Genomic DNA, 11945 nt, shown 5'->3' on the forward strand with positions numbered 1-11945 from the left:
CCAGTAAACACTTTCAAGGTAGCAGAAGGCAACGCATTTACAAGGCGCTTTTTTTCTGCCGTCCGGGCACGAATATGACAGGCCGCCGGCAACCGTGTGACACGAATTTTCGGGCTGTCACATCATGCACGCTGGATGTCATATGGTCAGAATGGCCATGTCATAAAGCCGTCATATTTGCTCTCTACACTGCGTAGCATCAACCGTGTCACTACCTCAACAAAAGGACCTTGATATGCGCATGAAGCAACTGCTGGCAACCATCATCATCGGCACCACCGCCGCGTTCGCGAGCACCGCGACCCTGGCCGCCGACATCACCGGTGCTGGTTCGACCTTCGCCTACCCGATCTATTCGAAGTGGGCGGAGATGTACAAGAAGACCAGCGGCAACGGCCTGAACTATCAATCGATCGGCTCCGGCGCCGGCATCAAGCAGATCAAGGCCAGGACCGTCGACTTCGGCGCGTCGGACATGCCTCTGTCCGTCGAAGAACTGAACGAAGCGGGCCTGATGCAGTTCCCGACGATCATGGGCGGCGTCGTCGCCATCGTCAACCTGCAAGGCGTCGCCCCGGGCCAGCTGAAGCTGACCGGTCCGGTCCTCGCCGACATTTACCTGGGCAAGATCGCCAAGTGGAACGACAAGGCCATCGCCGCCCTGAACCCGGGCGTCAAGCTGCCGGACGAAGACATCACCGTCGTGCACCGCGCCGACGGTTCGGGCACCTCGTTCCTGTTCACCAACTACCTGTCCCAGACCAACGCCGACTTCAAGTCCAGGATCGGCGCCGGCACGGCCGTGAAATGGGTCGTCGGCGTGGGCGGCAAGGGCAATGACGGCGTCGCCGCCAACGTCCAGCGCATCAAGGGCTCGATCGGCTACGTCGAATGGGCGTACTCGAAGAAAAACAAGCTGGCCCACACCCAGCTGAAGAACCACGACGGCAACTTCCTGCAGCCGGACGACGACGCTTTCAAGGCCGCAGCCGCCAACGCCGACTGGGTCAAGGCACCGGGCTTCGGCGTCGTCCTGACCGACCAGCCGGGCAAGGCCGCATGGCCGATCACCGGCGTGACCTACGCCCTCGTGCACAAGCAGCAGGCCGACGCCGCCAAGGGCAAGGAAGTGCTGGGCTTCTTCAACTATGCCTTCAAGAACGGCGCCGCCGCCGCCACCGAGCTGGACTATGTGCCGATGCCGGATTCCGTCACCAAGCTGGTGGAAGCCGCCTGGAAGGCCAACCTGAAAGACGGTTCGGGCAAGGCGATCTGGTAATTGAGCAAAACCCGTAACGTGGGTAGCGTCGCTCCCACCCTCCCGGCGAGTGGTCGGGAAGGGTGGGAGCGGCGCATTGCTTTTGGGTAATAAATTGGACAAGAACATGAACGCACACCCCGCGCTCGCCGCCGACGAGGCCGGCCAGGCCGCGTTGCAGGAGGACGCCCGCAACGTTGCACTGCGCAATACCATGCGCGTGCAGCGCATCCAGGACTTCATCTTCCACAAGGTGACCTTGCTGTTCGCCTTGAGCGTACTGGTCGTCCTGGTGGGCATCATCGTTTCCCTGGCGATCGGCGCGGCGCCCGCGTTCCACGCCTTCGGCGCCTCCTTCCTCGTGACGAACGAGTGGGATCCCGTCAACGACAAGTTCGGCGCGCTGATCGCCATCACGGGCACCCTGGTCACGTCCGTCATCGCGCTGCTCGTCGCGTTCCCGATCAGCTTCGGCATCGCCCTGTTCCTGACGGAGATCTGCCCGGTCTGGCTGCGCCGTCCGATGGGCATGGCCGTCGAGCTGCTGGCCGGCGTGCCGTCGATCATCTACGGCATGTGGGGCCTGTTCGTGTTCGCGCCCCTGTTCGGCGACTACGTCCAGCCGCTGCTCAAGCATACGCTCGGCGTGCTGCCGTTCATCGGCCCGTTTTTCCAGGGACCGACGATGGGCCTGGGCCTGCTGACCGCCGGCCTGATCCTGGCCGTCATGATCATCCCGTTCATCGCCTCCGTCATGCGCGACGTGTTCGAGATCGTCCCCGCCGTGCTGAAGGAATCCGCATACGGCCTCGGCTGCACCAAATGGGAAGTCGTGCGCAAGATCGTGCTGCCGTACACCCGCGCCGGCGTCGTCGGCGGCGTGATGCTGGGCCTGGGGCGCGCGCTCGGCGAGACGATGGCCGTCACGTTCGTCATCGGCAACGCGAACGATATCGCACTGTCGCTGTTCGCACCGGGCAACTCGATTTCCTCGACGCTGGCCAATGAATTCGCCGAAGCCAGCTCGCCGCTGCACGTGTCCTCGCTGTTCGCGCTGGGCCTGATCCTGTTCGCCATCACGTTCATCGTGCTGTCGGCCGCAAAACTGATGCTCGTGGGTATGGCCCGCCAAGAAGGAGTGAAGTAATGGATGGCGTCGTGAATTCTGTTTATCGCCGCCGCCTGCTGGGGCACCGCATCGGCATCGCGCTGTCCGTGCTGGCGATGGCCATCGGCCTCGGCTTTTTGCTGTGGATCCTGTCCACGTTGCTGATCAATGGCTTCGGGGCACTGTCGCACACGCTGTTCACGATGGACACGCCGGCCCCCGGCAGCCCGGGCGGTGTGCGCAACGCCATCGTCGGCAGCCTGATGATGGTGGGCCTGTCCACGGCGATCTCGACCCCGATCGGCATCCTCGCCGGCATCTACCTGGCCGAGTACGGCCAGAACAACAAATTCGCCGCCGTCACGCGCTTCGTCACGGACATCATGCTGTCGGCGCCGTCGATCGTGATCGGCCTGTTCGTGTACGCCCTGTGCGTGGCGCGTTTCCAGCATTTCTCGGGCTATGCCGGCACCATCGCGCTGTCGCTGATCGCGATCCCCGTCGTCGTGCGCACGACGGACAACATGCTGCACCTCGTGCCTAACAGCCTGCTGGAAGCCGCGTTCGCGCTGGGCGCGCCGCGCTGGAAGGTGTCGATGACGGTGCGCCTGCGCGCCGTGAAGGCCGGTGTCGTGACGGGCGTGCTGCTGGCCGTGGCCCGCATCGCCGGCGAGACGGCGCCGCTGCTGTTCACCGCGCTGAACAACCAGTTCTTCAGCCTCGACATGAAGCAGCCGATGGCCAACCTGCCGGTGGCGATCTACCTGTTCGCGATGAGCTCGTACGAAGACTGGCGCAGCCTGGCCTGGGGCGCCGCGCTGCTGGTGACCTTCAGCGTGCTGCTCCTGAATATCCTGTCGCGGACCGCGTTCCGCCAAAAGAACCCGCAATGATGACTTCGATGATGACCCAGACCCTGTCGACTCCGACGACGACCATGTCCAAGCCCAAGACCAAGACGATCGAAATCTCCGGCCTGGACTTTTATTACGGCAAGACGAAGAGCCTGAAGAACGTCAGCCTGGACGTGCACGACAAACAGGTCACCGCGTTCATCGGCCCGTCGGGCTGCGGCAAGTCGACCCTGCTGCGCACGCTGAACCGCATGTACGACCTGTACCCGGGCCAGCGGGCCGAGGGATCGATCCTTTACCGCGGCCGCAATATCCTGGAGCCGGGCGTCGACGTGAACATGCTGCGCGCGAAGATCGGCATGGTGTTCCAGAAGCCGACGCCGTTCCCGATGTCGATCTACGACAACATCGCATTCGGCGTGCGCCTGTACGAAAACCTGTCCAAGGGCGAGATGGACGAGCGCGTGGAATGGGCGCTCAAGAAGGCCGCGCTGTGGACGGAAGCGAAGGACAAGCTGAACAAGAGCGGCCTGTCGCTGTCCGGCGGCCAGCAGCAGCGCCTGTGCATCGCGCGCGGCGTCGCCGTCAAGCCGGACGTGCTGCTGCTCGACGAGCCGACGTCGGCCCTGGACCCGATCTCGACGTCGAAGATCGAAGAGCTGATCAGCGAGCTCAAGGGCGACTACACGATCGCCATCGTCACGCACAACATGCAGCAGGCCGCACGCTGCTCGGACTACACGGCCTATATGTACCTGGGCGAACTGGTGGAATTCGGCGAGACCGACCAGCTGTTCCTGAACCCCGTACGCAAGGAAACGCAAGACTACATTACCGGCCGCTTTGGATAGGGGGCTTGGCAACCTACTGCGCGTTGCAGGGCCGGCCTGCGATGCTCGCCGTACCGGATGTACGGCTGCGCTTCTCGGCCACCCCTGCCGCCGCTCGCTACGGTTGCAAAGCCCCCGATACGCTAACACTGTTCGTTACTAGAGTAAGATAACGATAGACGATAGGAAAGATATATATGGTAGGCGAGCACTCTTCCAAGCAGTACGACCAGGAGCTGGAGGCGATCCGTTCCAAGGTGCTGCTGATGGGCGGCATGGTGGAAACGCAGTTCGACGAGGCGCTGAATGCTTTTCGCGTCGGTAATACGGAACAGGCCGACAAGGTCATCGCGGACGACCACGCCGTCAACCAGCTCGAAGTGCAGCTGGACGATGCCTCCAGCCACCTGATCGTGCGCCGCCAGCCGGCCGCCAACGACCTGCGCACGGTGATGGCGACGATCAAGGTGATCACCGACCTCGAGCGCATCGGCGACGAGGCGACCAAGATCGCGCGCACGGCCAAGAGCCTGCACGAGCGCGGCATGGTCAGCTTCAACCACTACGAGACGGTGCGCACGATCTCGCGCGCCACGGCCGACATGCTGCACGACGCCCTCGACGCGTTCGCGCGCCTGGACGGCCGCGCCGCCGTGCAGATCATCGCCCAGGACGACGTGATCGACCACGAGTTCCGCACCATCCTGCGCAGCACCATCACGTTCATGATGGAAGACCCGCGCACGATCTCGTCGGCGCTGGACGTGCTGTGGGTGGCCAAGGCCATCGAGCGCATCGGCGACCACGCCAAGAACATCGCCGAATACGTGATCTACGTGGTCGAGGGCCGCGACATCCGCCACAGCAAACCCGTCGGCGCGCCGGCCGCCGGCAACGGCGAAGGGTGATCGATGGCGGCCAACACGAGCGTCCTGATCGTCGAGGATGAACCGGCGATCGTCGAACTGGTGAGTTACTCCCTGCGCGAAACGGGCTGGGAGATCCGCACGGCCGCCAACGTGGCGTCGGCCTGGGATTCGATCGTGCACGGCAGGCCCGACCTGCTGCTGCTGGACTGGATGCTGCCGGACCAGAGCGGCCTGCGCCTGTTGTCGCGCCTGCGCGGCGACCGCGACTTCCAGGACATCCCCGTCATCATGCTGACGGCGAAAAGCATGGAAGAGGACAAGATCGCGGGCCTGAACACGGGCGCCGACGACTACGTCACCAAGCCGTTCTCCCCGCGCGAGCTGGTGGCCCGCTCGAAAGCCCTGCTGCGCCGCAAGAGCCCGCACCTGGCCGAGGCGCCGCTGACCGCCGGCCCGGTGACGCTCGATCCGGCCAGCTGCACCGTCACGCTGGACGGCCGCCAGCTCGACATGGGCAATGCCGAATACCGGCTGCTGAAATTCCTGATGGCGCACCGCGAGCGCGTGTTCTCGCGCAGCCAGCTGCTCGACAAGGTGTGGGGCGATGCCGCCGCCGTCGAGGAACGCACGGTCGACGTCCACGTGCTGCGGCTGCGCAAGGCACTGAAGGAAGCGGAAAAGCTGATCAAGACCGTGCGCAGCGTCGGCTACATGCTGTCCGAAAAAGAAAAATAAGGAAAGGTCGTCCGTTTGAATCCTCGAGTCGTGTTCTGGGTCCCGGCGCTGCTGCGCCTGGGCCTGATGCTGGCGGTCGCCGGCATCGCCTGGTGGCTGCTGGGGGCCGTCTCCGGGCTGGCGCTCGCGCTGCTCATGAGCCTCGGCCTGCTGGTCTCCCAGCTGAACTACCTGCACAAGCTGGGGGAGTGGCTGAACGACCCGCAAAGCACGAAGCTGCCGGACGGGTGGGGCGCCTGGACCGACGTCTTCGCGCGCTTGTATCGCCTGCGCCGCGACGACGAACGCAATCGCGACGAGCTGACGGAATGGCTCGCGCGCTTCCGCCAGGCCATGCACCTGCTGCCGGAAGGCGTGGCGATCATGGACGACGTCCTGTTCCTCGAATGGTGCAACCCGGCGGCCGAGCGCCACCTCGGCCTCACGCTGGAACGCGACAAGGGCCGGCGCGTGACGAACCTGATCCGCCACCCGGAATTCATCGACTACCTGATCCTCGGCCGCTACGAACAGCCGCTCACGCTGTCGATCCGCAGCCGCAAGCTGATCGTGCAGATCATCCCGTTCGAGAACCGGCGCCAGATCCTCGTCACCCACGACGCCACCGAGACCGAGCGCATCGAAGCCATGCGCCGCGATTTCATCGCCAACGCGTCGCATGAGCTGCGCACGCCGCTGACGGTGGTCGTCGGCTTCCTCGAGATCGCGCTCGCGGACCCGGGCCTGGACGAGAAGACGCGCACGGCGCACTTGACGCTGATGACGGAACAGGCCCAGCGCATGCAGCGCCTGATCGAAGACATGCTGACCCTGTCGCGCCTGGAGTCCGACGACTATCCGTTGAAGCGCGAGCGGGTCGACGTCAGGGCGCTGGTCGAGCAGGTGGCGGTCGATGCGCGGGCGCTGTCGGGTGGCCGCCACGAGATCGGCTTCGCCGTCGACGGCCCGGACGTGATGGGCAGCACGGAAGAGCTGCGCAGCGCGTTCGGCAACCTGGCCAGCAACGCGGTGCGCTACACGCCGCAGGGCGGGAAGATCGAATTGCGCTGGCTGCGCGGTCCGAACGACCTGCGCTTCGAAGTGATCGACAACGGCATCGGCATCGACGAGCAGCACATCTCGCGCCTCACCGAGCGCTTCTACCGCGTCGACAAGAGCCGCTCGCGCGAGACGCAGGGCACGGGCCTCGGCCTGGCGATCGTCAAGCACGTGCTGCTGCGCCACGGCGGCAAGCTGGCGATCCGGTCGGTGCCGGGCAAGGGCAGCGTGTTCACGGCCACGCTGCCGAATACGTCGCTGCCGGGGTAATTGGTCGCGCACGCAGTAATTGGGTCCCCGCCTGCGCGGGGACGACAGTTTTAAGGCCGCGAGCCTGAAGGGGCGAACAGAGAAAACGGAAAAAATCGGGCGCTAGGACTTTTCCGAGGACCGAGCCGGGCAGCGTGTTACACTCAAAAAAGACGCCGTCGCGCATTTTCCTCTGAATCCGTTCTCAACCCATCCTATTCAGAGGTTCATATGGCTCAAGCCACGTCACTCCAGCCGGGGCAGATCCGTCACCTTCTCCGCGTCACGTCGGCCAGCAGCAGACATCCCGAGCGAGATTCCTTGGTCCTGCTGCTGGGCCTGACGGCTGGCATGCGCGTGACCGAAATCGCACAGATCGAGGTGCAGGACGTGCTGTTCCCGTCAGGTGCCCTCCGCGAAGAAATCAGCCTGCGCGCAGCGATCACGAAAGGATGCCGGCAGCGCTGTATCTACCTGAGTCATGCTAAGGCCATTGAGGCGCTTGATCGATACCTCGACTGCCGGATAGTGCGGCGGCTGCGCACTACCGACGATCCCGGCCGCTATCGAGGCCTGGAACCGTCTAGCAAGCTGGTCCTGACGCACAAGGGCTAGAAATTCCACTTGAACACCAAGCGGCGCGTGAGCTGGGCCGGCGAGCCCGTCGAGTACCTGGCGTGCGATAGCCTGCAGTCTCACGTCACAAAACTGTATCGGGACGCGGGCATACGGGGCGGTTCGTCGCATAGCGGCCGACGCACGATGGCCTCAAGGCTGATCCAGCAAGGCGCCGACGTGGAAACAGTCCAGCGGCTGCTCGGGCATGCCGAGCTAGATCATGTCCGTCCGTATTTGCAGGTGTCGCCGAGAAGGCTCGAAGAGATGTTCGCAGGGGTTCTTTAAATGCACGGATCCGAAACACGAGCAGCATAACTCGATGGCTATCATTACAGTTTTTATGACAATCTTTATCCAATTTCGATGGACTTGCGTACAGCACGATTATAAAATTGCAAATATGAAATTCATGTTGCGAGAGGCTTGCAACCACGGGTTGAATGTCGGCGTGTGCCACGTTTGATTAAGGAAAACAAATGGTTTCTTACCCCATCCGTATTGCCCGAGACACGTACCGTGGTCGCGACGCGCGCAAGATGCAAAAAGCCGCCGACCACAACCGCGACGTAGCCGAACTCGAACGCAAGATCAACGAAATGCTCAGGAACCAAATGGAGCCAGTGAAGGTATATTCCTGGGCTGGCATCGCGCAGGAAACGGGCATGTCGTACGACTTTATTAAGTCGGTGGGCTACTCCATCGACTGCGGAAGTAACGGCTTCACTGCGACGGCGCCCGCAGCGTAGGCGCACCGAGGAAAAGATATGCGAACTTACGGCAAAACCCTCTTCGAAAAAAACGGATTCACTATGGTCGAAGTCTGGGAGACGGACGCGGCTGGGATAAAAGTGCTCATTGGCTACGCTATCCTCGACCCGGACGGCAAAGAGATCGACTTCTTCGGATCTTACGACGATGCGCTTGCTGAATTTCAAAAAATCACGGACGACAATGAACCGTCCTCTGGATACGAGCCGTAAGTTCAAGGAAAAGTATGGCAATTAGTAATGAGTGGACTGAGTAGCACTTGACCTCGGACGGATGGGCTCGAGAAACCCAACGGAAGATTTGAAGAGGAAGGCTGGACCGAGCCGTAGTTGCTATGGACGATGTCGCAGGGGCTAAGTGTTATGAAAGGATGAGGCTGTCCTCAGCCTTCACACAATAGGTGGCAGATCAACAATGACGACATATTGGCGAGCGGGCTTTTGGCGTTCGAGCGTACACGGTAACGTGCACTGGGTCGAAGGTCACATGGTCGATCGCAGCGAATGGGATATCCCGTTCCACACCCAACAAGACGAAGCGCAACTTCGCCGGGCGCGCGCGCACGAAGGCGTAACGTCGCGCTTTGTACAGCCGAATGCGGATTGTCCAGTTTGCGGCAGCCCCGTGTTCTTCTACCAGAACCAGTTTGGTAGTCGCGTCTACTTCGACGAACTCGGCCCACCATGGCCGAAGCATCCTTGCACGGCCCACGTGTATCAGAATAGCACCTGCGAGCAGGTGGTCACGCTCACAGCCGAACGACTTCGAACGCAGGACGAAGCCGATCTGATTTTGAAGTGGAGAGGGGCAGACGACGGCGCCGATTTCGAGCAGCGATACGGCACGGGCAGATGGGACATTGCGGTATTCATTGGTGTCTATGAAAGTCACGGTGTCAACATCGTCGTCATCAGAACTGAGAATGGCTATCGCTATTTCAAACTCGACGAGCGCGACAATGTGCTTCTCGTTGAGGGGCAGCTGGTCACTTATTATGGGAGCTGGCTGTCCTTCATTTCGCCTGGCGACCTCGAGGTAACGGAATTGAAGCTGCATCGAATTGGCGCCCATCGAGCGCTTCACCATATTCTCGACATCGAGCGGCTGAGCGCGGATACCAAGGACACGGATCAATCAAATGCCTAGCGCCGCAAGCAAGCGATGGCGCGGCCCACCGTTATTTGGACCCGGCAGCGTATTAAGATCAAGGAAAACCATGGACGCTACAGTGTGGGCAGGAACAGGTAAAAAGCAGCTGGGAATCCGAGTAGGTCCCGCCAATCGCACACGCTTCTTTAGCATGTCGTGGAAGCAAGTTGTCGTCGAGATGGACGGACAACTCTGCCATTTCAACTTGAGTCCTGGCTTTTGGAAGGACTGTCCAGAGTTCAGGGATGGGCCTGACGGATACATCAAGATTTGGCTCGGCAAGCATGGGCTGCTCGAGTGGCCCAAAGGCCGTCCGCCGCGTGTCGTTCTCGAGCCCTTGGGCGGTAGCCTTTTTCGATTACTCAAGCGCTAGGAAAACACACGTGAAGCACAGCCCAATCTTATTGACGTTCTTTTTATCGACAACAGCCGTAGCGGGCATAGCGCGCCACATGCCTCATGCCGAAATAGTGGCGAAATATGTACAAAACAGTCAGTACAAGGAAACGCTCGCTCGATGCAAGACGCGCCCGATTTCCGCGCCCGCTGCTTCCGCCGGCCCTCAACTGGAGTGCTGGGCAGCAAACGTGGCCAGCGATCTCCAGCAATATCCAGAGGCGATACGGAAGCTTGTGCTCGACGGAGCTGCTCTCGATGCAGCGCTTGCGCGCTGCCAGGCCCTCAGCATGGAGCAACGATTCAAAAGTGCTGAGTGCATGGCTGCAGGGCGCGCAAATACGTTTATCGAGTTGCGGCAGCCTCGCGCTGTCGAGACTTTGAAACCGTTGACAGCACAAGACTTCAAGGCGACGCCGCAAAAGAACACGAGCGCGGCCGCCGGCGTACGCGACCACTTGATTCTGAAACCTTTGACCCCCGAGGATTTCAAAGGTCTCCACGGCGCCTCCCGCCAGTAAGCAGCGGAAATATCGTGCGGCTTAACGACCCTGATGAGCTGACGCATCAGCTCGAAGTTGAAAAACGTGATCCGGCTGTTGCGATCGCCGCGATCCAGGAGATTGAGGTTCATCTTCGGTACGGCATTGCAGGGCTGAAGCTGGTCGCATGGATCATCGTGACGTTGCTGGCCATGATCCTCTGGCGCATATGGTAAAGGACAACCAATGAAGAAATATCTCGTCGCATCGATCGCCATCGGAATGTTGCTGGCAGGTTGCAGTGACTCACCTGGATCGCTTGAGGGCGCTTGGACGGCCAACGGTCCCGTGCCCATGACGATCACCTTCCGACCTGGCGAGACTGAGGCGATGGGCGTCATCGAGCACGTCGATTACAAGACCGCAGGCGACTCTGTCGAGGTCACATACAAAGACGGTCTGATGAAAGGAACGTCGATGAAATACGTGCTAGTGGACCGCAACACGGCGACGAATCCGATGCTTACGCTGCATCGCGTGCACTAAAGGAAAAACCGTACTTTCGCGCGCGAAAGTCAGCGAGGAAAAGCACAGCAGCAACTTAAGCCCGCCACGAGCGGGCAGCAGCGTTGAGGGGCTAGGCACGGTGCCAGGCCGGCGTAAGGAAAGCGTCATGTTAGAGAAATTTACGGAAGCGGCGTTCGGCTACTGCTTCGCCATCTTGGAAGGATTCGGCGGATTCTTCGAACGCACGCACGCGGTGGTTGGCCTGGGCGTACCATTGCTCATCATGGCAGGGGTACATCTATTATTGCCGCCCTGGGTGGAAGCAGGGATCTGGACATTCGTACTGGGACCCGCGGCGGTAGCCGCCGTCACCATGGTAGCCCACGGCTTCCTGCTTACCCGACGCCATTGAACTGGACCGGAAAACTGCATGGCTGACGAATTGAAATACCACGAGCAGAGCGAGGGCTGGAAGCACGAATGGCTGGCCGACTGGCACTGCGTTTGCATCATGCGCCCACGAGAAATTGGCGGCGGCTTCGTGACCGTCGACTTTGAGCGACGGATATTCAGCACTGGCTATGGCAAGCCGCGCGAGGGAGCGAGGGCCACCGAGTACAGGGGCAAGGGCTGGAAGGATCGGGTCGTCCGCGACGCGATCGACCACCTGGAGCGTGTGATGTCCGATACCGTACCTGCGACCTCGCAGCCGACCTGATCGCCAAGGAAAAAGCGGCAAATCCACATTGGGAGATGACATGAACGTTGACGATTCACTCAGACAGCACGTGGACCAGCTTAGACACATGGTCATCGACCAAGTAGCATTACAGTTGCGCGAAGGTTACCTAAATTTCGACAGGCTTACTGGACTAGCTGACGCTGAGCAATGGTTCTCACAGAACCGTTCGTTGTTGAAAGATTCAGTTGCCTTTCAGTTCGAGGTTCTGCTTCGCACTACAGTAACTGAACTGAATAACTTAGGTGATTTCGTACGTGCTGCATTGGCGAGCCCACCGAATCGAGGGTGTAAATAATATTGTGTAAACGGTCATTTGGCAGGACACTGCCGCCACTAGGAGAA

The 11945-nt window shown here is 61.0% G+C and carries 18 protein-coding genes; all 18 read left to right on the forward strand.

The features are described 5' to 3' along the window. Positions 1-235 precede the first annotated feature (235 nt). The 18 genes from pstS to ASC93_RS31210 all read left to right on the forward strand — a co-directional run bounded on the left by pstS (position 236) and on the right by ASC93_RS31210 (position 11898). On the forward strand, positions 236-1279 hold the full coding sequence (pstS, locus tag ASC93_RS27765) for a phosphate ABC transporter substrate-binding protein PstS (protein ID WP_056450362.1): 1044 nt from the start codon (positions 236-238) through the stop codon (positions 1277-1279). A 106-nt stretch (positions 1280-1385) separates the two neighbouring features. Continuing rightward, complete coding sequence (pstC, locus tag ASC93_RS27770; protein ID WP_056450400.1) at positions 1386-2405, forward strand: phosphate ABC transporter permease subunit PstC; 1020 nt, start codon at positions 1386-1388, stop codon at positions 2403-2405. Continuing rightward, the gene (gene pstA / locus ASC93_RS27775; RefSeq protein WP_056450364.1) at positions 2405-3259 is read left to right on the forward strand and encodes a phosphate ABC transporter permease PstA; all 855 of its coding nucleotides are present in this window, start codon (positions 2405-2407) and stop codon (positions 3257-3259) included. Before pstC ends, pstA begins: the two co-directional genes overlap by 1 nt. A gap of 8 nt (positions 3260-3267) precedes the next feature. Further along, positions 3268-4071 (forward strand): phosphate ABC transporter ATP-binding protein PstB, encoded by an 804-nt coding sequence (pstB, locus tag ASC93_RS27780; RefSeq protein ID WP_200958417.1) that lies wholly within the window; start codon positions 3268-3270, stop codon positions 4069-4071. A gap of 176 nt (positions 4072-4247) precedes the next feature. Continuing rightward, positions 4248-4958 (forward strand): phosphate signaling complex protein PhoU, encoded by a 711-nt coding sequence (phoU, locus tag ASC93_RS27785; RefSeq protein WP_056450365.1) that lies wholly within the window; start codon positions 4248-4250, stop codon positions 4956-4958. 3 nt (positions 4959-4961) lie between these two features. Next, positions 4962-5654, forward strand: a complete 693-nt coding sequence (locus ASC93_RS27790; RefSeq protein ID WP_056450367.1) for a response regulator — start codon at positions 4962-4964, stop codon at positions 5652-5654. A gap of 15 nt (positions 5655-5669) precedes the next feature. Further along, positions 5670-6962 carry a phosphate regulon sensor histidine kinase PhoR gene (gene phoR, locus ASC93_RS27795; protein WP_056450369.1) on the forward strand — a complete coding sequence of 431 codons (1293 nt, stop codon included), beginning with the start codon at positions 5670-5672 and terminating at the stop codon, positions 6960-6962. Between the two features lie 210 nt (positions 6963-7172). Continuing rightward, positions 7173-7556 carry a site-specific integrase gene (locus ASC93_RS32645; protein WP_307189035.1) on the forward strand — a complete coding sequence of 128 codons (384 nt, stop codon included), beginning with the start codon at positions 7173-7175 and terminating at the stop codon, positions 7554-7556. A gap of 9 nt (positions 7557-7565) precedes the next feature. Further along, a complete protein-coding gene (locus tag ASC93_RS32650) occupies positions 7566-7844 on the forward strand; it encodes a tyrosine-type recombinase/integrase (RefSeq protein WP_307189036.1) in 279 nt (92 codons plus the stop codon). Between the two features lie 191 nt (positions 7845-8035). Further along, on the forward strand, positions 8036-8305 hold the full coding sequence (locus ASC93_RS27805; protein WP_056450371.1) for a hypothetical protein: 270 nt from the start codon (positions 8036-8038) through the stop codon (positions 8303-8305). 18 nt (positions 8306-8323) lie between these two features. Next, the gene (locus ASC93_RS27810) at positions 8324-8539 is read left to right on the forward strand and encodes a hypothetical protein (protein WP_056450373.1); all 216 of its coding nucleotides are present in this window, start codon (positions 8324-8326) and stop codon (positions 8537-8539) included. Between the two features lie 274 nt (positions 8540-8813). Continuing rightward, positions 8814-9473, forward strand: coding sequence for a hypothetical protein (locus ASC93_RS27815; protein WP_056450375.1), 660 nt, complete (start codon positions 8814-8816; stop codon positions 9471-9473). Between the two features lie 386 nt (positions 9474-9859). After that, positions 9860-10393, forward strand: a complete 534-nt coding sequence (locus ASC93_RS31205) for a hypothetical protein (protein WP_157202151.1) — start codon at positions 9860-9862, stop codon at positions 10391-10393. 14 nt (positions 10394-10407) lie between these two features. Beyond that, positions 10408-10590, forward strand: a complete 183-nt coding sequence (locus tag ASC93_RS27825; protein ID WP_056450379.1) for a hypothetical protein — start codon at positions 10408-10410, stop codon at positions 10588-10590. A 10-nt stretch (positions 10591-10600) separates the two neighbouring features. Beyond that, a complete protein-coding gene (locus tag ASC93_RS27830) occupies positions 10601-10900 on the forward strand; it encodes a hypothetical protein (protein ID WP_200958416.1) in 300 nt (99 codons plus the stop codon). 127 nt (positions 10901-11027) lie between these two features. Beyond that, the gene (locus ASC93_RS27835; RefSeq protein ID WP_056450382.1) at positions 11028-11273 is read left to right on the forward strand and encodes a hypothetical protein; all 246 of its coding nucleotides are present in this window, start codon (positions 11028-11030) and stop codon (positions 11271-11273) included. 18 nt (positions 11274-11291) lie between these two features. Next, on the forward strand, positions 11292-11579 hold the full coding sequence (locus tag ASC93_RS27840) for a hypothetical protein (RefSeq protein WP_056450384.1): 288 nt from the start codon (positions 11292-11294) through the stop codon (positions 11577-11579). 40 nt (positions 11580-11619) lie between these two features. Next, a complete protein-coding gene (locus ASC93_RS31210; RefSeq protein ID WP_157202152.1) occupies positions 11620-11898 on the forward strand; it encodes a hypothetical protein in 279 nt (92 codons plus the stop codon). Positions 11899-11945 lie beyond the last annotated feature (47 nt).

The sequence above is a fragment of the Massilia sp. Root335 genome (assembly GCF_001425685.1).
Lineage (GTDB): Bacteria > Pseudomonadota > Gammaproteobacteria > Burkholderiales > Burkholderiaceae_D > Telluria > Telluria luteola.

Excerpts from the sequence above, each read along its gene's own strand:
- pstS (WP_056450362.1), top strand. The coding sequence starts at position 236 with ATGCGCATGAAGCAACTGCTGGCAACCATCATCATCGGCACCACCGCC.
- pstC (WP_056450400.1), top strand. The coding sequence starts at position 1,386 with ATGAACGCACACCCCGCGCTCGCCGCCGACGAGGCCGGCCAGGCCGCG.
- pstA (WP_056450364.1), top strand. The coding sequence starts at position 2,405 with ATGGATGGCGTCGTGAATTCTGTTTATCGCCGCCGCCTGCTGGGGCAC.
- pstB (WP_200958417.1), top strand. The coding sequence starts at position 3,268 with ATGATGACCCAGACCCTGTCGACTCCGACGACGACCATGTCCAAGCCC.
- phoU (WP_056450365.1), top strand. The coding sequence starts at position 4,248 with ATGGTAGGCGAGCACTCTTCCAAGCAGTACGACCAGGAGCTGGAGGCG.
- ASC93_RS27790 (WP_056450367.1), top strand. The coding sequence starts at position 4,962 with ATGGCGGCCAACACGAGCGTCCTGATCGTCGAGGATGAACCGGCGATC.
- ASC93_RS32645 (WP_307189035.1), top strand. The coding sequence starts at position 7,173 with ATGGCTCAAGCCACGTCACTCCAGCCGGGGCAGATCCGTCACCTTCTC.
- ASC93_RS27805 (WP_056450371.1), top strand. The coding sequence starts at position 8,036 with ATGGTTTCTTACCCCATCCGTATTGCCCGAGACACGTACCGTGGTCGC.
- ASC93_RS27810 (WP_056450373.1), top strand. The coding sequence starts at position 8,324 with ATGCGAACTTACGGCAAAACCCTCTTCGAAAAAAACGGATTCACTATG.
- ASC93_RS27815 (WP_056450375.1), top strand. The coding sequence starts at position 8,814 with ATGGTCGATCGCAGCGAATGGGATATCCCGTTCCACACCCAACAAGAC.
- ASC93_RS27830 (WP_200958416.1), top strand. The coding sequence starts at position 10,601 with ATGAAGAAATATCTCGTCGCATCGATCGCCATCGGAATGTTGCTGGCA.
- ASC93_RS27835 (WP_056450382.1), top strand. The coding sequence starts at position 11,028 with ATGTTAGAGAAATTTACGGAAGCGGCGTTCGGCTACTGCTTCGCCATC.
- ASC93_RS27840 (WP_056450384.1), top strand. The coding sequence starts at position 11,292 with ATGGCTGACGAATTGAAATACCACGAGCAGAGCGAGGGCTGGAAGCAC.
- ASC93_RS31210 (WP_157202152.1), top strand. The coding sequence starts at position 11,620 with ATGAACGTTGACGATTCACTCAGACAGCACGTGGACCAGCTTAGACAC.